The sequence below is a fragment of the Tersicoccus sp. Bi-70 genome, from assembly GCF_001968825.1.
Classification (GTDB): Bacteria; Actinomycetota; Actinomycetes; order Actinomycetales; family Micrococcaceae; genus Tersicoccus.
The window spans coordinates 654,282-676,309 of sequence record NZ_MIEU01000002.1 but is presented as its reverse complement, the minus strand read 5'-3'; the positions used below and the strand labels follow the sequence as shown (position 1 = coordinate 676,309).

15 protein-coding genes and 1 pseudogene are annotated in these 22,028 nt (G+C 72.7%); 6 read left to right on the top strand and 10 right to left on the bottom strand.

Annotated features, from left to right (window positions below; genetic code table 11):
* Nucleotides 1-34 precede the first annotated feature (34 nt).
* Entirely contained in the window at nucleotides 35-1,081 is a 1,047-nt protein-coding gene (hrcA, locus tag BGP79_RS03245; RefSeq protein WP_076693161.1) for a heat-inducible transcriptional repressor HrcA, read from the bottom strand.
* 212 nt (nucleotides 1,082-1,293) lie between these two features.
* Between hrcA and BGP79_RS03240 the strand changes: the two genes are divergently transcribed.
* Both BGP79_RS03240 and BGP79_RS03235 read left to right on the top strand, forming a co-directional pair.
* Nucleotides 1,294-2,166: a DUF3097 family protein gene (locus tag BGP79_RS03240; protein WP_369800150.1), complete on the top strand. Its 873-nt coding sequence runs from the start codon at nucleotides 1,294-1,296 to the stop codon at nucleotides 2,164-2,166.
* Between the two features lie 172 nt (nucleotides 2,167-2,338).
* Nucleotides 2,339-2,761: a DUF4870 domain-containing protein gene (locus tag BGP79_RS03235; RefSeq protein WP_076693160.1), complete on the top strand. Its 423-nt coding sequence runs from the start codon at nucleotides 2,339-2,341 to the stop codon at nucleotides 2,759-2,761.
* Between the two features lie 105 nt (nucleotides 2,762-2,866).
* Here BGP79_RS03235 and hemW read toward each other — a convergent pair whose 3' ends face one another.
* Together hemW and lepA are read right to left on the bottom strand one after the other, a co-directional pair.
* Entirely contained in the window at nucleotides 2,867-4,096 is a 1,230-nt protein-coding gene (gene hemW / locus BGP79_RS03230) for a radical SAM family heme chaperone HemW (RefSeq protein ID WP_076693159.1), read from the bottom strand.
* A 20-nt stretch (nucleotides 4,097-4,116) separates the two neighbouring features.
* Complete coding sequence (gene lepA, locus BGP79_RS03225; RefSeq protein WP_076693158.1) at nucleotides 4,117-5,982, bottom strand: translation elongation factor 4; 1,866 nt, start codon at nucleotides 5,980-5,982, stop codon at nucleotides 4,117-4,119.
* Between the two features lie 299 nt (nucleotides 5,983-6,281).
* Here lepA and rpsT point away from each other — a divergent pair, with 299 nt between their 5' ends.
* Nucleotides 6,282-6,542: a 30S ribosomal protein S20 gene (gene rpsT, locus BGP79_RS03220; protein ID WP_076693157.1), complete on the top strand. Its 261-nt coding sequence runs from the start codon at nucleotides 6,282-6,284 to the stop codon at nucleotides 6,540-6,542.
* Between the two features lie 416 nt (nucleotides 6,543-6,958).
* Here rpsT and holA read toward each other — a convergent pair whose 3' ends face one another.
* From holA to BGP79_RS03185, 7 genes and pseudogenes are all read right to left on the bottom strand, one after another.
* Nucleotides 6,959-7,975: a DNA polymerase III subunit delta gene (gene holA, locus BGP79_RS03215; protein ID WP_076693156.1), complete on the bottom strand. Its 1,017-nt coding sequence runs from the start codon at nucleotides 7,973-7,975 to the stop codon at nucleotides 6,959-6,961.
* 454 nt (nucleotides 7,976-8,429) lie between these two features.
* Nucleotides 8,430-11,033: a ComEC/Rec2 family competence protein gene (locus tag BGP79_RS03210; RefSeq protein ID WP_158067110.1), complete on the bottom strand. Its 2,604-nt coding sequence runs from the start codon at nucleotides 11,031-11,033 to the stop codon at nucleotides 8,430-8,432.
* 350 nt (nucleotides 11,034-11,383) lie between these two features.
* The gene (locus tag BGP79_RS16685; protein WP_198928407.1) at nucleotides 11,384-12,337 is read right to left on the bottom strand and encodes a ComEA family DNA-binding protein; all 954 of its coding nucleotides are present in this window, start codon (nucleotides 12,335-12,337) and stop codon (nucleotides 11,384-11,386) included.
* Between the two features lie 469 nt (nucleotides 12,338-12,806).
* Nucleotides 12,807-13,706 (bottom strand): DegV family protein, encoded by a 900-nt coding sequence (locus BGP79_RS03200; RefSeq protein ID WP_076693153.1) that lies wholly within the window; start codon nucleotides 13,704-13,706, stop codon nucleotides 12,807-12,809.
* A gap of 39 nt (nucleotides 13,707-13,745) precedes the next feature.
* Nucleotides 13,746-16,273: pseudogene (gene leuS / locus BGP79_RS03195) on the bottom strand (leucine--tRNA ligase).
* 256 nt (nucleotides 16,274-16,529) lie between these two features.
* Complete coding sequence (gene glpK / locus BGP79_RS03190) at nucleotides 16,530-18,044, bottom strand: glycerol kinase GlpK (RefSeq protein WP_076693151.1); 1,515 nt, start codon at nucleotides 18,042-18,044, stop codon at nucleotides 16,530-16,532.
* A 40-nt stretch (nucleotides 18,045-18,084) separates the two neighbouring features.
* Nucleotides 18,085-18,831, bottom strand: coding sequence for an MIP/aquaporin family protein (locus BGP79_RS03185; protein WP_076693150.1), 747 nt, complete (start codon nucleotides 18,829-18,831; stop codon nucleotides 18,085-18,087).
* Nucleotides 18,832-19,039: 208 nt separating this feature from the next.
* Here BGP79_RS03185 and BGP79_RS03180 point away from each other — a divergent pair, with 208 nt between their 5' ends.
* From BGP79_RS03180 to BGP79_RS03170, 3 genes are read left to right on the top strand one after another with little or no spacing between them, the layout of a single operon-like run.
* Nucleotides 19,040-19,900: an aldo/keto reductase gene (locus BGP79_RS03180; protein ID WP_076693332.1), complete on the top strand. Its 861-nt coding sequence runs from the start codon at nucleotides 19,040-19,042 to the stop codon at nucleotides 19,898-19,900.
* On the top strand, nucleotides 19,897-20,880 hold the full coding sequence (locus tag BGP79_RS03175) for an alpha/beta fold hydrolase (protein WP_076693149.1): 984 nt from the start codon (nucleotides 19,897-19,899) through the stop codon (nucleotides 20,878-20,880). The genes BGP79_RS03180 and BGP79_RS03175 overlap by 4 nt, the downstream gene beginning before the upstream one ends.
* Nucleotides 20,877-22,010: a glycosyltransferase family 1 protein gene (locus BGP79_RS03170; protein WP_076693148.1), complete on the top strand. Its 1,134-nt coding sequence runs from the start codon at nucleotides 20,877-20,879 to the stop codon at nucleotides 22,008-22,010. The genes BGP79_RS03175 and BGP79_RS03170 overlap by 4 nt, the downstream gene beginning before the upstream one ends.
* Nucleotides 22,011-22,028: the final 18 nt, after the last annotated feature.

The window sequence follows — 22,028 nt, the reverse complement described above, 5'->3', positions numbered from 1 at the left end:
CCGACGAGCGCAGCGTGCGCTCCGACGGCGAGCGTCAGCCCGCGAGGATGCGGGAGAGATAGCGGGCCACCGCGCGCACGGCGGCCATGGAGGTCGGATAGTCCATCCGGGTGGGGCCGACGACCCCGAGCCGGGACGCAGCGGCCGGCCCGTAGCCGGACGCGATGACCGAGGCCTCGCTGAGCGGCTCGTACGGGTTCTCGTGACCGATCCGCACGGTCACGCCCGCCTCGTCCTGTCCCATCTCCGACAACAACCGGAGCATCACGACCTGTTCCTCCAGCGCCTCCAGCACCGGCAGGATGGTCAGCGGGAAGTCCCGGGTGGCGCGGGCGAGATTCGCGGTCCCGGCCATCACGATGCGGTCCTGGCCGGCGAAGCCGACGAGGGAGACGACGGCGGCGGCCAGCCGGTCGAGCAGCAGCGTGTCCGGCCCGGCGTCACCGCTGCGCTCCCCCGTCTCGGCGTCGACGCCGGACGAGCGCAACCGGCCGAGCAGCGTCGGCACCTCGGTGAGCGGGCGCGCGTCGATCAGTCCGAGCAGCCGGGCCCGTGCGTCCGAGAGGTCCTCGACGGTCGCGGGCGCCCCGAGGGGCACCACTCGCTGCTCGACGTGACCGTTGCTCGTGATGAGCACGACGAGGGCACGGTCCTCGGCGAGGGCGACCACGTCGAGGTGGCGGACCCGCGCGCTGCCGATCGTCGGGTACTGGATGAGGGCGACCTGGTGGGTCAGCTGCGCCAGCAGCCGGGCCGTCTTCTCCATCACGTCGTCGAGATCGTTCGCCTCGTCCAGCAGGGTCTGGATGGCGCGGCGCTCGGCCGGGGAGAGCGGCTTGACGTCGGAGATCCGGTCGACGAACAACCGGTAGCCCGCATCGGTGGGCACGCGGCCCGCGCTCGTGTGCGGGGCGACGATGAGGCCCTCCTCCTCGAGCACCGCCATGTCGTTGCGGATCGTCGCCGAGGAGACGCCGAGCCGGTGCCGGTCCACCAGCGCACGCGAGCCCACGGGCTCCCGGAACTGGACGTAGTCCTCCACGATCGCGCGCAGCACGTTCAATCGCCGCGAATCGCTCACTGCCGCACCTCCTGTGGCGGTCTCGACGGTCCTCCTGCGCTCCGGCCGGACGCCGTTCCCGGCCCGCGGGCCGGCACCGGAGGGTTAGCACTCGGGATGCTCAAGTGCCAAGTCTAGTACGCCGACCCCGTTGCTAGTGTGGAGGCGCCCGCGGCCGCCCCGGCCCGGCGTCCGGAGGCTCGACCGCCGGACCGGAGCTGCCAGGAGGATCCGTGCACGACTACGGCTGGGGGCCGCGCGACCTGACGACGGAGAACACCGGACGGCAGTCCGGCCGCATCCGGCGGGACGTGGCCGCCGTGGAGGCGCGCCGGGGGCTCGTGCTCGAGGACAGCGCCAGCGGGTGGGTCGGTGAACTGCTGCGGGTCGAACGGACCGCCGGGATGATCGTCATGGTGCTCGAGGGTCGCGGAGGACGCACCCGCGCCTTCCCGCTCGGCCACGGCTTCCTGCTCGAGGGGAACCCGGTCGAGATCGTGGCGCCGACGCGCCCGGCGGCGACGGCAGCACCGGCCCGCACGGCGTCCGGTTCCGTACGAGCCGCCGCGAGCCGGGCCCGGGTCGCCCGGGCCAGCCGCATCTGGGTCGAGGGCAAGCACGACGCCGAGCTGGTGGAGAAGGTCTGGGGCGACGACCTGCGCGAGGAGGGCATCGTCGTCGAACCGCTCGGCGGCATCGACGACCTCGTCGAGGCGATTCGTGACTTCTCGCCCGGCCCGCAGCGTCGGCTCGGGGTGCTGGTCGACCACCTCGTCCCGGGCAGCAAGGAGTCCCGGATCGCCCGGGACGCGCTTCGCGTGCCGGGTGCGCCGGCGAACGTGCTCGTGGTCGGGCACCCCTATGTGGACGTGTGGCAGGTGATCAAGCCGGCGGTGCTCGGCATCGACGCGTGGCCCGTGATCGCGCGCGGCCAGGACTGGAAGACGGGCATCCTCGCCGGACTTGGCTGGCCGCACGCCGGCCCGATCGACGTCGCACGCGGCTGGCAGCGCCTGCTCGGGTCCGTGCACACCTACACCGACCTCGAACCGGCCATGCTCGGCCGGGTCGAGGAAGTCATCGACTTCCTCACCGCGACGGGCTGACCTGCACCCTCGTCCGCCCGGCGCCCGCATGCGCCCGACGACTACCCCATGGCCGGTGCTGCGCGGCGCGGGACCACGCGCCCGGTACACTGGACGCGGCGCGGACAGCCCCCGTGGCCGCGCCGGCCAACGAACGGGTGGGCCGTCGTCGAGGGCCCGCAGAGAGGCAGTCGTGTCGCAGACCCCCCGGCCGGAGAGCCCCGGTGCCAGCCACGGCCACACAGGCGACTACACCGGCGTCCCCGCCAACGCCCTGCCGCTGACGGCGACCGAGGACCGGCAGTGGGCCACGATGGCGCACTTCGGCGGCATCCTCGGCTGCATCCCCTCCCTGGTCATCTACCTCGTCTTCCGGGAGCGCGGTCCGTTCACCGCGCAGGAGTCGCACGAGGCCCTCAACTTCACCGTCCCGCCCACCGTGGTCGCCGTCGTGTGCAACGTCCTCGCCCTGATCCCCGTGGTCGGCTGGGTATTCGCCCTGATCGCGGCCGCGATCTGGCTCGGGGTGACGGTGTTCTCCGTGATCGCCGGCGTGCACGCCAACCGCGGCCAGCCCTACCGCTACCCGGTCAACCTGCACCTCGTCCGGCACTGACGCAGGCGGCCGGTACCGGCCGCCTCAGGCTCCGTCCCGGGCCGGCACGCCCTCGTCTTCGCCGCTCCGACCGCGCTGCTCCGCCGCCGCCGGCCTCGCGCCGGGTCAGTCCTCCAGCAGGCGCCGGACCACCGCGTCCGCCAGCAGCCGTCCCCGCCCCGTGAGCCGCAGCGTGCCGCTGAAGGCCGCGGCCGGTTCGATCAGTTCCTCGGCGATCAGCGCCGCCACCTGACGGCGGCCGACCGGGCCGAGCGAGTCGATGGGAAGCCCCTCGGCCAGCCGGGTGCGCAGCATGACGTCCTCGACGTGCCGGGTGTCCGGGTCCAGCGTCTCCCGGCCGGCGGCCGGTGACTCCCCCGCCGCCAGGCGCGACGCGTAGGCGGTGGGGTGCTTGACGTTCCACCAGCGCACGCCGCCGACGTGGGAGTGGGCGCCGGGCCCGATGCCCCACCAGTCACCGCTGCGCCAGTAGGCGACGTTGTGCCGGCAGGCGTGATCCGCGCCGCGGGCCCAGTTGCTCACCTCGTACCAGTCCATCCCCGCCTCGCGCAGCCGCGCGTCGGCGAGCTCGTACTTGGCGGCGTGATCGTCGTCGTCGACGTCCGGGACCTGGCCGCGGCGGATCCGCGCGGCCAGCCGGGTGCCCTCCTCGATGATCAGTGCGTACGCCGAGATGTGGTCCGGTTCGCAGGCCAGGGCCGCGTCCAGGGACTGCTCCCAGTCCGCCAGGCTCTCCCCCGGCGTGCCGTAGATGAGGTCGAGGCTGACGTCGAGCCCGGCCTCGCGCGCCCACGCCACCGCCTGCGGCACGTTGGCCGGGTTGTGCGTGCGGTCCAGGACGGCGAGGACGTGCGGGACGGCGGACTGCATGCCGAAGGAGACGCGGGTGACGCCGGCGGCGGCGAGCCGGGACAGGCTCTCCGGGGTGACCGAGTCCGGGTTGGCCTCGGTGGTGATCTCGACGTCGTCGGCGAAGGTCCAGTGGGCCCGGGCGGCGTCGAGGATGCGGATCAGGTCCTCGGCGGGCAGCAGCGTTGGGGTGCCACCGCCGAAGAACACGGTGTGCACGGGTCGGTCCCCGACCCCGGCGTCGGCCAGCACGGACGCCGCGAGGTCCACCTCGGCGACGGCGTGGGCGGCGTACTCGGCCTGGCTCCCGCCGCCCCCGAGCTCGGTCGCGGTGTAGGTGTTGAAGTCGCAGTACCCGCAGCGCACCGCACAGAACGGGATGTGCACGTACAGGCTGAAGGTGCGGTCCGCGGCACCGTCGGCGACGGCGGCGGGCAGCCGTCCGTCGGCGGGTGCCGGATCGGCGAGGGGCAGGGCGCTGGGCATGATCGGTGGTGCTGCTTCCGCTACTTCTTGGCCTTGTCCTTAGCGGCGCCGCCGTCGTCGGAGGAGAGCGCGGCGATGAAGGCCTCCTGGGGCACCTCGACGCGGCCGACCATCTTCATCCGCTTCTTGCCCTCCTTCTGCTTCTCCAGCAGCTTCCGCTTGCGGGTGATGTCACCGCCGTAGCACTTGGCGAGAACGTCCTTGCGGATGGCCCGGATGTTCTCGCGGGCGATGATGCGCGAGCCGATGGCCGCCTGGATGGGCACCTCGAACTGCTGGCGCGGGATCAGCTCACGCAGCTTGCCCGTCATCATGACGCCGTACGAGTAGGCCTTGTCCCGGTGGGTGATGGCGCTGAACGCGTCGACCTGCTCACCCTGCAGGAGGATGTCGACCTTGACCAGGTCGGCGGCCTCCTCGCCGTCGGCCTTCCAGTCCAGGGAGGCGTAGCCGCGGGTCCTCGACTTGAGCTGGTCGAAGAAGTCGAACACGATCTCGGCGAGCGGGAGCCGGTAGCGCAGCTCGACCCGGTCCTCGGAGAGGTAGTCCATGCCGCCGAGCTGGCCACGCTTGCCCTGGCACAGTTCCATGATCGCGCCGACGAAGTCGCTCGGCGCGAGGATCGTGGCGGAGACCATGGGCTCGCGGACCTCCGAGACCTTGCCCCCGGTGGGGAACTCGCTCGGATTGGTGACGACCACCTCCTTGCCGTCCTCGAGCGTCACGTCGTAGGGGACGTTCGGGGCGGTGGAGATCAGGTCGAGGTTGAACTCGCGCTCGAGCCGGTCGCGGGTGATCTCCAGGTGCAGCAGGCCGAGGAACCCGCAGCGGAAGCCGAAGCCCAGCGCCGCGGAGGTCTCCGGCTCGTAGACGAGGGCCGCGTCGTTGAGCTTGAGCTTGTCCAGCGCTTCCCGCAGGTCCGGGTAGTCCGACCCGTCCAGGGGGTACAGCCCCGAGAAGACCATGGGCTTGGGATCCTCGTAACCGCCGAGGGACTCCGTCGCGGGCTTCGCCAGGTCGGTGACCGTGTCGCCGACCTTCGACTGCCGCACGTCCTTCACGCCGGTGATGAGGTAACCGACCTCGCCGACGCCGAGACCCTTCGTGGCGTTCGGCTCCGGGGAGATCACGCCGATCTCGAGCAGCTCGTGGCTGGCCCGGGTGGACATCATCTGGATCCGCTGCCGCGGGGTGAGGGCGCCGTCGACGACGCGGACGTAGGTGACGACGCCGCGGTAGGAGTCGTACACGGAGTCGAAGATCATGGCGCGGGCCGGGGCGTCCGCGACGCCGACCGGTGCGGGGATCTCGGCGACGATCCGGTCCAGCAGTGCCTCGACGCCGACGCCGGTCTTGCCGGAGACGAGGAGGACGTCCTCGGGGTCGCCGCCGATCAGGTTGGCGAGCTCCGCGGCGTACTTCTCCGGCTGCGCGGCGGGCAGGTCGATCTTGTTCAGCACCGGGATGATGGTCAGGTCGTTCTCCATCGCCAGGTACAGGTTGGCCAGCGTCTGCGCCTCGATGCCCTGTGCGGCGTCGACGAGCAGCAGGGCTCCTTCGCACGCGGCCAGGGACCGGGACACCTCGTAGGTGAAGTCGACGTGTCCGGGCGTGTCGATCATGTTCAGGGCGTACGGGGTGCCGTCGACCTCCCACGGCATGCGCACGGCCTGGGACTTGATGGTGATGCCGCGCTCGCGCTCGATGTCCATCCGGTCCAGGTACTGCGCCTTCATGTCACGCGGCTGGACGACGCCGGTGGCCTGCAGCATCCGGTCGGCCAGCGTGGACTTGCCGTGGTCGATGTGCGCGATGATGCAGAAGTTCCGGATGATCTCCGGGGCAGTCTCGGCGGGCACCGGTGCGGTGCGTGCCAGCGGTGACACGAATAGCCCTCACTCAAAACGGATGGCGGACGGGTGGGTGTGGTACCGGGCCGTCGGCGGGACGGCGGTTCACCCTCCAGTCTCCCACGAAGCGCACGGGCCGCCGCCGCCGCGGCACACCGCGCGGCAGCCTCCCGTCCTGCACCGTCGGCTCTGCTAGACTTGACCGCTGTGTGTCCGTTGGTCGACGGGCACGACTCGGGTCGATCCGCCACTACGGTGCCCCACGCCGTTCTCCGTCTTCTCGACCCACTGCCCTCAGACCGCACACCCGTTTCCCGCAGGAAAGAGATCAGCACGTGGCCAACATCAAGTCCCAGAAGAAGCGCATTCTCACCAACGAGAAGGCTCGTCTGCGCAACAACTCCTACAAGTCGGAGCTGCGCACGGCTATCCGCGCCGTCCACACCGCGCTGACCGCCGGTGACAAGGAAGCCGCCACCTCGGCCCTGAAGAACGCCAGCAAGAAGCTGGACAAGGCCGTCAGCAAGGGTGTCATCCACAAGAACAACGCGGCGAACCGCAAGTCCTCGATCGCCAAGCAGGTCTCCAGCCTCTGAGCTGACGCGCCGAGTGTGACCATCGGCAGCGCGACCACACCGCGCCGGTGAGCACTGCTCACGCGAGAACCACGCTCACGCGAGGATGACGCTGTGGCCCGGACCGTCTCGGTCCGGGCCACAGCTGCATCCGGGTCAGTGCTGTCTGTCGGCCTCGGTGCTGGATCCCGGGACGGTGCTGTAGCGGGTCGGTGCTGTCTCTCGGGCCGCCGCTGCATCTCGGGCGGCTGCTGTGTGCCTGATAGGTGCGCCTGCTCGCGGGTCGGTGCTGCGAGCTCGCGAGCGACGCCGCGGCCGCTTCGCCGCCTGCTCCCACCGCGAACGGGGTTCCGCGTTCGGCCTCAGGCCAATGCCGGCCGGGCGGCCTGCGCCGGCCGGGGCCGGCCGGGGCCTCCGGCGAGTCCTGGGGCGGTTCCCTACTGCGGCCGGCCCGCGGCGATCAGCATGACGGCGCTCTCCACGGCGTACTCCGGGTCACGGGACTCGCCCTTGACCTGGGCGTCGGCGGCGGCGAGGGCCGTCAGGGCGGCGGCCAGGTGCTCCTCGGAGAATCGCGACGCCTCCCGCCGGGCCTGGTCGATCTGCCAGGGCGCCATGGACAGTTGACCCGCCAGTGCGGCGGAGGAGCCCCGCAGGCCGTACACCTTGGCCACGGCGCGGACCTTCATCGCGAGGGCGGCGACGAGCGGCACCGGATCGACGCCCGTCGCGAAGGCGTGACGCAGGGTGGCCAGGGCGCGCACGCTGTTGCCGGAGAGCGCCGCGTCGGCGACCTTGAACGCGGTGGCCTCGACCCGGCCGCCGTAGTACCGCTCGACCGTGTCCGCGTCGACCGTCGCCTCCGTGTCGGAGATCAGCTGCTCGCACGCCGAGGCCAGCTCTGGCAGGCTCGACCCGACCGCGCTGACGAGCGCCCGGACGGCCTCCACCTCGATCCGGCGCCGACCGGCTCGGAATTCCGCGGTGACGAAGTCCATCTTGTCGCTGTCCCGTTTGAGCGGCTGACAGTCCACCGTGGGCACCGCGGCCGCGCGCAGGGCGTCGAGAAGTCTCTTGCCCCGGGTCCCGCCGGCGTGCCACAGGACGAGGTAGACCTCCGGCTCGGGGTTCGCGAGGTACGCGAGGGCATCTGTGAGGAAGTCGTCCGTCATGCCGGCCAGGCCCGCCACCTCGATCAGGATGGTCTCCCCGAACAGCGACGGGCTCGCGATCATCGTGAGCTGGCCCGCGGTGTACGCGGTGGCGTCGAGCTGCTGGATCTGCAGGTCGGCCCCGTTCTCGCGCAGTTGCGCCCGGATGCGCTGCCGTGACCGCTGGGCGAGCAGGTCCTCCGCCCCGCTGAGCAGGACGACGGGTGCGGCGGCGGCCTCACGCCACGGGACGAGCGCGGCGGAAGCCTTGCCGCGGGAGGCGGCGGTGGTGCGAGCGGCCACGACGGCAGCCCTCCTCGGGATGAACGGTGCGGAGCGGACGGAGGCGGATCGGTCCGCGCCGGTACGGAACGGTGCGGTGCAGTGCGATGCGGTGCGGGACGGAACGGTGGGACGACGGCGGCGGACCAGGGTGCGGCGGTGACGAGCCACCGGGCTCGATCGCCCGAACGCCGGCGACACCTCGAGCATCCCACGGACCGCCGACATTTCGCTGGCCGGCCCGGTCGGGAGGCCAGGGATGGCCGGACCCTCGACCGTCCGCTGCGGGGACGAGCGTCCCACAGCGCGCCGATACCGTCGAGGCCGGCCAGTCGGGCGGCGACGTCGCCGGGTCCGGCACGTCGGGACCGACGCGTCGGGTCCGGCACGTCGGAGCAGCAACACCGACCGACCGTCTCCGGCCCCGCCCGCCACGCCGGTGGTGGTCCGAGCGCCGACCGCGGCCCGACGGCGCTCACGGCGGGAGCGCGGTGAGGACCAGATGGTCGCCGGTGCGACGCACGGTGACCGCGCCCTGCTGGTCGGTGCGCCAGACGACGGTGCCGAGACCGCGGAGGTGGTCGAGGATGCCGGAGGCCGGGTGCCCGTAGTCGTTGTCCCGGCCGACCGAGACGAGGGCCACGGACGCCCGGACGGCGTCGAGGATCGCGGTGCCCCCGTTGCGTGCACCGTGGTGGGCCACCTTGATCACGTCCACGCCCCGCAGCTCGTCCGTCGTCCCGCGGGCTCGGAGCAGGGCCGCCGTGCCGTCCTCCTCGAGGTCGCCGGTGAGCAGCACACGCAGGGGCGACCCGCCGGAGGTGGCGATGTCGACCCGCAGCACGACGCTGTTGTCGTTCTCGTCCCCGATGGGCCGCGGCGTCCGCGGCCACAGTACCGACCAGGTGATCGCCCCGATGGTCCCGTGGGCGGGTGCCACCAGGTGCTCGACCGGTGCGGGCACCCGGCGGATCAGCGTCGCGACGGCGGGGGCGAGGGTGGCGTCCGCGGCCGAGACGAGGTAACGGTCCACCGTGCGGCCGCGCAGTGCGTCGTCCAGGCCGCCGTAGTGGTCGTCGTGCTGATGGGTGAGCAGCACGGCGGCCAGACGGCGGACACCGAGACGGTCGAGGCAGCGCGCCATCGCCGGTCCGGGCGGCCCACTGTCCACGAGCATCGCCGTCTCCCGGTCCGCCCGCAGCACCAACCCGTCCCCCTGGCCGACGTCGCACATGGCCAGCTGCCACTGCCCCGGCGGTGGAACCGGGACGGCCACGGTGAAGGCCGCCGTCCCGGCCGCGACGACCGCCACGCCAGCGACGACGATCCCGGCGCGGACGAGTGCTCGTCTCATCGACAGATGTTGCCGGCGCCTCCGCTCCCCCGGTACCGACCGGGCGGCGCCGGCATCGTCACGCAGCGGCGGCCACCCATGCCCGCGTCGAGCGACTCCTGCGGCCCAGGAAGGCATACTCTCGCGGCCGTGAGCGGAGCGGCCCTGGATCGAGGGGCGGGGTCCGCGGCGACGGCGACCCAGCAGGAGGAGCGCACCGACGATGCCGGCGTCGGCGACCGCCAGCAGCGCCGCGCCGGGCAGCCCGTCCGGCCACGGCACCATCGCGGCGGGTGCGGCGGCGACCGCGCGGGCGGCGAGGGCGATGGCGTCCGCGCACCGGGCGGCCAACCACAGCGGAAGGAGGGACAAAGGCGCCCACAGCGCCCCGAGAAGCACCGCGATCGATCCCGCGACCGTGACCACCGGCACCAGCGGCGCCACCACGGCGTTCGCCGCGACACCCCAGGTGCTGACCGCCGGCTGGACGAGCACCAGCAGCGGAGCGCACGCCATCTGCGCCGCCAGCGGCACCGCCACCGCCCGGACGACCCCGCCCGGCACGCGAGGCAGCCGCAGCGCCGCCAGCACCACGGTGAGGGCGGCCTCGACCGGTCCGCAGAGGCCGATCAGGGCGCCCGTCGCCACCACCGAGAGGGCGAAGCCGAGGGAGGTGGCGAGGTAGGGGTCGATCAGGAGCAGCACGCCGACCGCGGTGCACAGCATCGCCACCGGCACCCGACCACGACCTGAGACGACGGCCACCGCCCCCACCGCACCCATGACGGCGGCGCGCAGCACGCTCGGATCGGGCCCGACGACCACCACGAACCCGGTCAGCGCCGCCCCGGCAGCCGGGACGAGCGACCAGCGGGGTGCGCGCAGCACGACGCCCAGACCGAGCACACACGCGAGGACAATCGTGCAGTTGGTCCCACTCACGGCCGTCAGGTGGGTCAGGGACGCCACGGCCATCGCCGAGCGCAGGTCCTCGCCCAGCGGCGCGCGGTCGCCGAGAACGAGCCCGGGCACCAGCTGACCGGCATCGGAGGACTGGGCGGCGCTCTGTTCGCGCAGCATCGCGCGGATCCGCGCGATGCCGGCGTCGATCGGCCCCGGAGCGTCAAGCATCCGGGGCGGCGCGCTCGCCCGCAGGAACGCCGCTTCTCGTGCTCCCGGCTCGGTCGGGGTGAGCGCCCCCGCAACGCTGACGCGTTGCCCGGGACGGACGGTGCCCCACCGGCGATCACCGAGGACGAGCACCGGGGTGGCGGCGGAGAACCGGACGCCGCGGGCCGTCGCGGCGGTGATGTTTCCGCGCACCAGGGTGAGCCCCTGCTGACGGCCGCGGTCGCCCGACGCGGCCAGGGCACGCGGTTCATCCGTGACCGCCAGCTCAGCCGTCACCGCGGTCCGACTCTCGATGGCTGCCCCGATGGGTCCGGCACGCGGAAGGTCGTGCGCTGCCCGTCCGGTGGTCAGCGCCGCCGACCCGAGCAGGAGCAGTGCCGCCGCCATCACGAGCAGCCCGGGGCGGCGCGAGAGTCGTCCGACCGGATTCCGGGAGAGCTTCCACGACGGCCCAGCCGCTCGCCTCGGCACACGATGGACCGGCACGCCGCCGCCTGCGTCGGCGACCGGGTGCCGTCGAATCAGCACCGCGGAGAGGACCGTGACGCCGAGCAGCAGGGCGGCGATGGATGCGGCCGAGGCGGCCAGCCAGATCGATGTCGGCGGATGCGTCACGGCAATGGCGGTACCGGCCCACACGACCGCGGCGGGCGCGACCAGTCGCAGGTCCCACCGCCGCTCACGCCGGCCTTGCTCCGGTGGTCGGAGCGGCGCAGGGCGTTCGTCTCGCCGGGTGCGCCATCCGGCGCCGGTGTCACGGGCGGAGGCCGGGCGGGCCGCTGGTCCCGACGACCTGGGCGGCCCGGTGGCCGTCCCGCGGTGCCGCCGCGTGCGCGATCCCGGGCCGCTGACACGGGCGGCGAGCGGGCGGTCCGGGTTTCCCTGCGCCGGCGGGTCGGTCTCCCGGTCCGGCCCGCGGCTGGCGGCCTCCGCCAAGCGCCGCCAGGGCGGTTCTGGGCTCGGTGTCATCCCGTGGTCACCAGCGGTCGCAGCTCGGCCATCATCTTCTCCCCGATGCCGGGCACGGCGTCGAGATCGTCCACACTGCCGAAGGGGCCGTGCTCGGTGCGCCACGCGACGATCCGCTGCGCCATCACCGGACCCACCCGCGGCAGTGCGTCCAGCGCGACGGCGTCGGCGGTGTTGATGTTCACCGGCGCGCTGGAGCTGCCGCTCGGCGCGCCACCGGCTCCCGCACCGGACGTCGCCGGAGGGGCGGCTGAGGTTGCCGCGCCGGCGCCCGGCGGCGGTGACCCGGCGCTCGGCACCTGCTCCCCCGCCGCCGGCACCCGGATCTGGGTGCCGTCCTCCACGCGGGCCGCCAGGTTGACCGCGTCCACCGCTGCCCCGGGCAACGCTCCCCCCGCCGCGGCCACCGCGTCCGCGATCCGGCTGCCCGCCGGTAACCGGACCACGCCCGGTCGGCGCACCGCACCGGCCACGTGCACGAGGACGACACCACCCGACGCCGGCGACGTCGTCCCTGGTGGCTCGGTGGAGGACATTGCCCCCGGACGCGTCGAGTCCTCGGCGGCGATCGAGGTAGCCGGATCGGACGGGACCGGGCTCGACGCGTCGGCTTCCCGCGACCCGGTGCGCGTTCCGGTGGACTGCCGTGCTGCCGCCGCCGAGGCGGCGATGGGCACCGGCTTCACCGTGATCTCCGTGCTGCCCGGCACGGCCAGGGCTCGCACGAGCAGCACCACGGCGATCACCGCGAGCACCACGGCGGCAGCCGACCCGATCCGCCAGGCCACTCGGCTCGTGACCGGACGTGATGCTCGCCGACTCGGCAGCGCGTCGACGTCCGGGTCGACTGCCCGGACCGCCTCGTCGCCGACAGCAGCACCGTCCCGGTGGTCGCCCAGCAGATGGTCGTCGTCATCCTGGTCAGCGTCCAGGTCAGCTTGTTCCGACAACGCTCGGTCCGGCCCGTTCCGATCCGGCCAGTCATCGTTGCGATCAGGTCGCCCCCGCCCGGCTCGATCCGGCCAGTCATCGGCGAGCTCCGCGCGAGCCCGCCGAGCCGGCTCCGGTCCCGACCGCTCCAGCTGCAGACCCAGCCCCGTCCGGCCCTGACCCGCACTGCCCCGCCGCACCGCAGCGTCGAGATCGATCTCGGCGTCGTCGGCGAACGGGACATCGTCGGCGACGGTGTCGCCGCCGACGCGTCTGATCAGTGCGGCTCCACGCACGCCGGGCTCGAGCCCACGCCCTCCCCCGCCCCAGGAAACGCGCCACCCGGCGTCCCGGCGCCGGCGGTGGCCGCTCCGCGCCCCGGCGCGGACGTCCGCACGCGACGGCAGCGGGTCGGACGGGGAGACGGGCATGGACCCACGCTAGGAACGTCGCCGCACCCCGCGGGACGCTCTCGCCCGGTCTGTGGATTCAGCCGATCGCCGGCGGGGCTGTGGAGGAAGAACCGGTGACGACTCCGAGCACCCCGAGGCCGACGTGTGCGGCGAGCACCGACGGCAGTCGCGACACCAGCGGCCGCACCCCGGTCTGCTCCGTGAGCCGCTCCGCCAGCTCCTCCGCCTCCGCGAGGTTGCCGAAGTGGTGGACGGCGCACTGCCGTGCGGACGAGGGCGGAAGGGCGGCGAGGTCGCCTGCCGCCAGCGCCTCCAGCCGCCGGATCGCCCGCACGGCCGAGCGGATCCGCTCGACGGGCACGACGACGCCGGCCTCGATCTGCAGCAGGGGCTTGATCGCGAGCACCCCGCCGATCCAGGCGGCGGCGCCCCCCACCCGGCCGCCGCGGCGCAGGGTGTCCAGATCCGGCACGTAGAACCGGACGCGGTGACGTTCGGATGCGCGTCGCGCAGCTGCGGCGACCGCCCCGGGCGAGGCCCCGGCGGAGGCCGCCACGCACGCGTCCCGGACGGCGAAGCCCAGCGCCATCCCGGCGGTGCCGGAGTCGATGACGGAGACCGGCACCGGGACGCGCCCGGCCGCCCAGCGGGCCGAGTCGACGGTGCCGGACAAGCCGGCGGAGAGGTGGATGGAGACGATGTGGCCGTACCCGGCCTCGGCGAGGCCGCGGTAGACCGCCTCGACCGCACCCGGTGACGGCCGCGACGTGGCGACCGCGCGGCCCGATGCCAGCGCGAGCTCGAGGGCAGCCGGCGGCCCCGGGGCGAGTGGCGAGCCGTCCACGGTGACCGGCAGGTCCAGCACCGTCAGGCCGTGCTCGTCCTCCAGCGTGGCGCGCAGGGCGTCGGGCAGGCCGGCCGCCACGTCGGTGACCACGGCCACCGACGGTCGGAGCTCACGCCCGGCGTCACTCAAGCGAATCGCTCCCGCCGGCTGCCGACCACGTCCGGCGGATCAGGCCGGGACGATGTTGACGAGCTTCGGCGCGCGCACGATCACCGTGCGGACCCCGCGGCCGTCCAGGAACCGGACCACCCCGTCGGCGGCCAGCGCGCGCTCGCGCAGGTCGTCCTCGCTGATGTCGACGGGCACCTCGAGCCGGTCGCGGACCTTGCCGGCGACCTGTACGACGGCGGTCACGGTCTGCTGCACGAGCAGCGACTCGTCCACGACCGGCCACGCGGCCTGGTTGACCGGCCCCTCGTGCCCGAGCCGGTGCCACATGTCCTCGGCGGTGTAGGGGCCGACCAGGCTGAGCAGGATCGCCACGGCCTCGGTCGCCTCGCGCACCGCGGGGTCGCCGGCGCCCGGGCCGGCGTCGATCGCCTTGCGGGTGGCGTTGACCAGTTCCATGGTGCGTGCGACGACGACGTTGAACTTGTGGTCGTCCAGCAGGGCCGCCGCGTCGGCGACGGTCCGGTGGGTGACCGCCCGCAGCGCACGGTCCCCGGCCGCCGGGTCGGTGCCCACGGGCGAGGTGACGTCCGAGGCCAACCGCCACGCCCGGGCCAGGAACTTCGCCGACCCGGCCGGCGAGACGTCCGCCCAGTCCACGTCGTCCTCCGGCGGGGACGCGAACACCATGGTCAGCCGGATGGCGTCGACGCCGTACTTGTCCAGCTGCTGGCTCAGGTCAACGCCGTTGCCCAGCGACTTGCTCATCGCGCGGCCGCCGTTGAGCACCTGCCCCTGGTTCAGCAGGGACGTGAAGGGCTCGACGAAGTCGAGCAGGCCCTCGTCGTGCAGGACCTTGGTGATGAAGCGGCTGTAGAGCAGGTGCAGGATGGCGTGCTCGACGCCGCCGACGTACTGGTCGACGGGGGCCCACCGGCGCACGGCCTCGGGGTCGAACGCCGCCTCGTCGTCGTGCGGGGACGTGTAGCGCAGCACGTACCAGGACGAGTCGACGAAGGTGTCCATCGTGTCGGTGTCGCGGCGCGCCTCACCACCGCAGGACGGGCAGTCGACCCGCACCCACGCCTCGTTGGACGCCAGCGGGGACTGGCCGTGCGGGGCCAGGTCCGCCCCGCGCATGTCGTCGGGCAGCCGCACCGGCAGCTGGTCGTCCGGAACGGGCACCTCGCCGCACCGCTCGCAGTGGATGATCGGGATCGGCGCGCCCCAGAACCGCTGCCGCGAGAGCAGCCAGTCCCGCAGCCGGTAGTTGACGGTCGCCTCACCGGTGCCGGCCCCGGCGACCAGCTCGACCGCGCGGGCGATCGCGTCGGCCTTCCCCAGCCCGTCCAGCGGTCCGGAATTGATCAGGGTGCCGTCGCCGGCGGTCGCGATGCCGGTGACGGCCGGGTCCTCGTCGCCGGTGTCCACCACGGCACGGACCGGCAGGTCGAACGTGCGGGCGAAGTCCAGGTCGCGCTGGTCGTGGGCGGGCACGGCCATGATGGCGCCAGTGCCGTAGTCGGCCAGCACGTAGTCCGCCGCCCACACGGGCAGCCGCTCCCCGCTGAGGGGGTTGACCGCCCAGCGCCCCAGGAACACGCCGGTCTTGGTGCGGTCGGTGGCCTGGCGTTCGATGTCGGAGAGGTGCTTGACCTCCTCGCGGTACGCGATCAGCATCTGGGCGTGCTCGTCCGTGACCAGCTCGGTGGCCAGGTCGGCGTCGGCGGCGACGACGAAGAAGGTGGCCCCGTACAGGGTGTCGGGTCGGGTGGTGAAGACGGGAACGGACCGCTCGGCCTTCGCGTCAGCAGCCTCGATCACGAAGTCGACGTGCGCGCCCGTGGACCGGCCGATCCAGTTCCGCTGCATGGCCAGCACCCGCTCGGGCCAGTGCCCGGTCAGCGCGTCCATGTCGTCGAGCAGCCGGTCCGCGTAGTCGGTGATCCGGAAGTACCACTGGTTCAGGGCCTTCTTCGTCACCGGGGTGCCGCACCGCTCGCAGGCGCCGTTGACGACCTGTTCGTTGGCCAGCACGGTCTGGTCCTTCGGGCACCAGTTCACCGGGGAGTTCTTCCGATAGGCCAGGCCCCGGCGGTACAACTGCAGGAACAGCCACTGGGTCCACCGGTAGTACTCCGGGTCGGAGGTGTGCAGCCGCCGGCTCCAGTCCAGGCTCAGGCCGTACCGCTTGAAGGAGGCCGCCTGGGTCTCGATGTTCGCGTAGGTCCACTCCGCCGGGTGGGCGTTGCGGGCGATCGCCGCGTTCTCCGCGGGCAGCCCGAACGAGTCCCACCCGATCGGGTGCAGCACGTCGTAGCCCTGGAGCCGCCAGTAGCGGGCGACGACGTCGCCCATCGCGAACGCCTCGGCGTGCCCCATGTGCAGGTCACCGGACGGGTACGGGAACATGTCGGCCACGTACCGGCGCTCCCGGGACCCGTCGTCGACCGGGGCGAACACGTCGTGCTGCTCCCACCAGGGCCCCCAGGTCGCCTCGAGGGCGGCGAAGTCCCAGCCGGCGGCCTGCGCGTCGCTGTGCTGCCCAGCGCCGTGCTGGTCTCCGTGCTGGTCTCCGTGCTGCGCACTCGTGTTCACGCTGGTCTCAGTCCTCCGGGGATCGACGGGTGGTTCGACGACTCTGTGCGGGCCCCGTTCCGGGCCCGGACACACAAAAGCCCCTCGCTGAGCAAGGGGCCGCTGTGCCTGACGTGACGGCGCTGCAGTCATGCAGGCCCCGTCGGCACAGCCTCTAGAGAAGTCGGAACGGCATGTCGTCCATGGTAGCGCAGCGGCCCGGCACCGGGGCGTCGAGCCCCGGTGCCGAGCCGCATCACGTCGCTGCTACTGGACGTCGTCGTCGACCCAGTCGAAGGTCTTCGTGACGGCCTTCTTCCACAGCCGCATCTGACGGTCGCGCTCGGAGGCGTCCATCTGCGGCTCCCAGCGCTTGTCCTCGGCCCAGTTGGCGGTCACGTCGTCCGTGCTCTGCCAGAACCCGACCGCCAGGCCCGCCGCGTAGGCGGCACCGAGCGCCGTCGTCTCGACGACCTTCGGCCGGACCACCGGGATGCCGAGGATGTCGGCCTGGAACTGCATCAGGGCGTCGTTGGCGACCATGCCGCCGTCGACCCGCAGGTCCTCCATGTCGACCCCGGCGTCCGCGTTGGCGGCGTCGAGCACCTCGCGGGTCTGGAAGGCCGTGGCCTCCAGCGCCGCACGGGCGATGTGGCCCTTGTTCACGTACCGGGTCAGGCCGACGATGGCGCCGCGCGCGTCACCGCGCCAGTACGGGGCGAACAGGCCCGAGAACGCCGGCACCACGTACACGCCGCCGTTGTCCTCGACCGTGCGGGCGAGCTCCTCCACCTCGGGCGCCGTCTTGATCAGGCCCAGGTTGTCGCGCAGCCACTGGATCAGGGATCCGGTGACGGCGATGGAACCCTCGAGCGCGTAGACCGGCTTGGCGTCGCCGAGCTTGTAGCAGACCGTGGTCAGCAGCCCGTTCTTCGACTTGACGATCTCCTCGCCGGTGTTGACGATCAGGAAGTTGCCGGTGCCGTAGGTGTTCTTGGCGCCGCCCTTCTCGAACGCCGCCTGCCCGAAGGTCGCCGCCTGCTGGTCGCCGAGGATGCCGGCGACCGGCGTCTCGCGCAGCAGCTGCGAGCTGTGCACCGTGCCGTACTCCTCGGAGGAGGACTTGATCTCCGGCAGCATCGAGGCGGGCACCCCGAACGCGTCGAGGATCTCCTGGTCCCAGGACAGGGACGCGAGGTCCATGAACATGGTGCGGGAGGCGTTGGTGACGTCGGTGATGTGCACGCCGCCGTCGGTGCCGCCGGTCAGGTTCCACACCACCCAGCTGTCGGTGTTGCCGAACAGCAGGTCCCCGGCCTCGGCCTTCTCGCGGGCCCCGTCGACGTTGTCGAGGATCCACTTGACCTTGGTGCCGGAGAAGTAGGTGGCCAGCGGGAGGCCGACCTTGTCCTTGAAGCGCTCGACGCCCCCGTCGGCGGCGAGCTCGTCGACGATCTTCTGCGTGCGGGTGTCCTGCCAGACGATCGCGTTGTAGATGGGCTTGCCCGTGTTCTTGTCCCACACCACCGCGGTCTCCCGCTGGTTGGTGATGCCGACGGCGGCGATGTCGTGCCGGGTCAGGTTCGCGCGGCTGAGCGCGATGCCGATGACCTCGCGGACGTTGGTCCAGATCTCCTCCGGGTCGTGCTCGACCCATCCGGCACGGGGGAAGATCTGCTCGTGCTCGAGCTGGCCGGTGGAGACGATGCTACCGGACTTGTCGAACACGATGGCGCGGGAGGACGTGGTGCCCTGGTCGATCGCCAGAACGTAGTCGGCCATGAGTGACTCCTGTCGTGGGTGGTGAACGGTGGGTTGCGGCTCAGGCCGCGGCGACGGCGACGTGGACGAGCGGGGCGATCAGACCGCCGAGGATGCCGCCGATGATCGGGCCGGCGACCGGGATCCACGCGTAGCCCCAGTCGCTGGAGCCCTTGCCCTTGATCGGCAGGAAGGCGTGGGCGATGCGGGGGCCGAGGTCACGGTTCGGGTTGATCGCGTAACCGGTGGGGCCACCGAGGGACGCGCCGATGCCGACGACGAGCAGGGCGACGGCCAGCGGGCCGAGGCCGCTCGGGTTGTTGCCGAAGCTGACGATGACGAGCACGAGCACGAAGGTGCCGATGATCTCGGTGATCAGGTTCCACGCGGTGTTGCGGATGGCCGGCCCGGTGGCGAACACGCCGAGCTTGTTGGCCGGGTCCGGCTCCTCGTCGAAGTGCTGCTTGTAGGCGGCCCAGGTGAGGACGGCGCCGAGGATCGAGCCGATCATCTGCGCGAGCAGGTAGAGCAGGGCGTTGCCGAACGTCTTGTCGATGCCGGGGGCGAAGGTCGCGGTGTCCGGGTTGACCCAGAGCCCGACGGTGACCGCGAAGTTCAGGTGCGCCCCGGAGGCGGCCGCCGCGTACACACCGGCGAACACCGCCAGACCCCAGCCGAAGTTGACCATCAGGAAGCCGCCACCGTTGCCCTTGGTGCGGGCGAGGGCGACGTTCGCGACGACGCCGCAGCCGAGCAGCAGCAGCAGCGTGGTGCCGATCAGCTCGGCCACGAATGCTTGTGGTGACACCGTTGACTCCTTCGTGGAAGCGGGCACGCCGGACGACGTCGTCCGGCGTGCGCGGGGTGGAACGGACATCCCCGTGGTGCCGGTGGGATGAGAAACCGGTGTGGTCCCCACCACATCTTGGAGTCAAGACGACGAGGACGCAACCGCAGCCGCCGTGTCGCAGCGTCCCACGAATACGCCGTCCACGTGCACGGATAGAGTCGTGGCCATGAGTTCAGCCCTCCCTCCGGTCCCCGTGACCCGTGAGATCACCCTGAACAACGGCGTCAGGATGCCCACCGTCGGCTTCGGCACCTTCCAGGTGCCCGCGGAGCACACCGCCGAGCTGGTCGGCTCCGCGTTCGAGGCGGGGTACCGGCACGTCGACACGGCGGCGCTCTACCGGAACGAGGCCGGTGTCGGCGCCGCGGTGCGGGAGGCGACGTCCGAGGTGGGCGACTTCCGGCTCGACCGGGAGGACGTGTTCGTCACGACGAAGCTGTGGAACGACCGGCACGACGACGCCCGGGCCGCCTTGGTCCAGTCGCGGGACGCGCTGGGGCTGACGACCGTCGACCAGTACCTCATCCACTGGCCCGTGCCCTCCGCCGACCGGTACGTGCACGCCTGGCGGCAGCTGGAGAGCCTCTACCACGAGGGTGCGGTGCGCAGCATCGGCGTGAGCAACTTCACCGTTGCCCAGCTGGAGCGGCTGCTCGCCGAGACCGACGTCGTCCCCGCCGTGAACCAGGTGGAACTGCACCCCTATCTGCAGCAGGACGAACTTCTCGCCTTCCACGCCGCGCATCGCATCGCGACCGTCGCCTGGAGCCCGCTCGGCCGGGGCGCCTGCCTGCACGACGCGGAGCTCGCCTCGATCGCGGGGCCGCTCGGCGTCTCCATCGCCCAGCTGATCCTGCGCTGGCACCTGCAGCGCGGCAGCGTCGTCATCCCGAAGGCCAGCAGCCGGGCGCGGATCGAGCAGAACGTCGATCTCTTCTCCTTCCGGCTCGACGACGAGACGATGCAGCGCATCGCCGCCCTGGATCGCAGCGAACGCGGCGGCCCGGATCCGGAGTCGGTCCGATGAGCGGCCGGCGGGAGACCGTGATTCTGCCGGACGGTCGGCGTGCCCCGGTGTGGTGGTACGAGCACCCGGCGGAGCCGGGAAACCCGCACCGCAGCGGTCGCCGTGATCCGTCGCGGACGGTGCTGCTGGTGCACGGCTTTCGCGGCGATCACCACGGTCTCGCCGGCATCGCGGCGGCCCTGGCCGAGGCATCCCCCGGCCTGCGGATCGTCGTGCCGGACCTGCCCGGTTTCGGGGCGGCGGACGCGCTGGCCGGCCGGCACGACGTCGCCTCCTACGCCCGCTTCGTCCGTCTCGTCGCCGAGGCGGTCGGCGACGGGCAAGCCCCGGCCCTGGTCGGCCACTCGTTCGGCTCGATCGTCGCGGCGCACGCCGTCGCCGCCGGACCCGACGCCTTCAGCACCCTGACCCTGATCAACCCGATCGCCGCCCCGGCCCTGGAGGGACCGCAGGCGCTGATGTCCCGGCTGGCCCAGCTGTACTACGCCGCCGGGGCCCGCCTGCCCGAGCCCGTCGGCCAGGCGCTGCTGCGCAACCGGATCATCGTGCGGGTGATGAGCGAGGTGATGGCGACGACGAAGGACCCGGCGCTGCGCCGGTTCATCCATGACCAGCACCGGCGCTACTTCAGCGCGTTCGCCGACCGTCGGGTCGTGCAGGAGGCGTTCACCGCGTCCGTGACCGGCACCGTCACGGAGGTGGCCGACCGGCTGCGCCTGCCCGTCCAGCTGATCGCGGGCGACGCGGACGACATCGCGCCGCTGGACACGCAGCATCGGCTGCACGCCCTGCTGCCCGGTTCCGAGCTGTCGGTGATCGCCGGCGTGGGGCATCTGACCCACTACGAGACGCCGGAGCTGGTGGCGGGGCTGATCGCCGATTTCCTGGACCGGCATCCCGCGGCGGACGCGCCGCCGCGTCCGGGCGGCAGCGCGGAGGCCGGGACATCGTCCGGCAGGACGACGGGGGCGGCATCATGAGGCTGCTGGTCGACGCGCGGTTCACCCGGATCGGGCGGCACGACGGCATCAGCCGCTACGGGGCGAGCCTGATCGCTGCCCTGTCCCGGCACACCGACGTCGTCATGCTCATCCACGACGAGCGGCAGCTCGAGCTGCTGCCGGACGTGCCGTGGGTGAAGGTGAGCAGTCCCCTCTCCCCCGCCGAGCTGCTGATCGCCGGAACGGTCAACCGGCTGAAGCCCGACGTCGTGTTCTGCCCGATGCAGACGATGGGCAGCGCCGGGCGCCGGTACGGGCTGATCCTCACGCTGCACGACACCATCTACTACGAGCACCCCACCCCACCGGGCTTCCTGCCCGCACCGGTGCGGCTGCTGTGGCGGCTCTACCACCGCGCCTACTGGCCGCAGCGGGTGCTGCTGAACCGGGCCGATGCCGTCGCCACGGTCAGCGCGACCACCGCGGACGCCATCGCCCGCCTGCGACTCACCCGGCGCCCGGTCACCGTGATCGGCAACGCCCCGCAGCCGGCGGCGTCGTCGGGTCCGCGTGACCCGGGCACGGCACCGGAGCGCTCGCTCGTCTACATGGGCGCGTTCCTGCCGTACAAGAACGTCGAGACGCTGATCGCGGCCATGGAGCACCTGCCCGGGTACACCCTGCACCTGCTCAGCCGGGTGCCTCCCGTCCGGAAGCGCGAGCTGACCGCGGCGGTGCCGGCGGGGTCGGACGTCGTCTTCCACGACGGGGTCAGCGACGAGGAGTACACGGACCAGCTGCACCGGTGCACGGCGCTGGTCACCCTCTCGCAGGCGGAGGGCTACGGGCTGCCGCTGGTCGAGGCGATGGCCGAGGGCACCCCGGTGATCGCCAGCGACATCCCGATCTTCCGGGAGGTCGGCGCCGACGCCGTGCGGTACGTGCCGCCGACCGACCCCGCCGCGGTCGCGGCCGCCGTCCGTGAGCTCGAGGACCCGCAGGTGTTCGCGGCGGCGTCGTCGCGCGGTGTGGAACGTGCGGCGGACTTCGACTGGGACGCCTCCGCCCGCGCCCTGCTGGCCCTGGCCGAGGACGTGGTGCGGCAGCGGGCCGGGCATCGGCAACGCCGGTCCGTCCTGACGCGACTCGGGCTCGGTCGCCGGGGCTGAACCCACCGGGATTCCCGG

What these genes read in the sequence shown, in the direction of transcription:
- hemW (WP_076693159.1), bottom strand. Translation starts at nt 4,096, where the DNA reads ATGCCCAGCGCCCTGCCCCTCGCCGATCCGGCACCCGCCGACGGACGG.
- BGP79_RS03175 (WP_076693149.1), top strand. Translation starts at nt 19,897, where the DNA reads ATGAGCGGCCGGCGGGAGACCGTGATTCTGCCGGACGGTCGGCGTGCC.
- BGP79_RS03180 (WP_076693332.1), top strand. Translation starts at nt 19,040, where the DNA reads ATGAGTTCAGCCCTCCCTCCGGTCCCCGTGACCCGTGAGATCACCCTG.
- glpK (WP_076693151.1), bottom strand. Translation starts at nt 18,044, where the DNA reads ATGGCCGACTACGTTCTGGCGATCGACCAGGGCACCACGTCCTCCCGC.
- BGP79_RS03170 (WP_076693148.1), top strand. Translation starts at nt 20,877, where the DNA reads ATGAGGCTGCTGGTCGACGCGCGGTTCACCCGGATCGGGCGGCACGAC.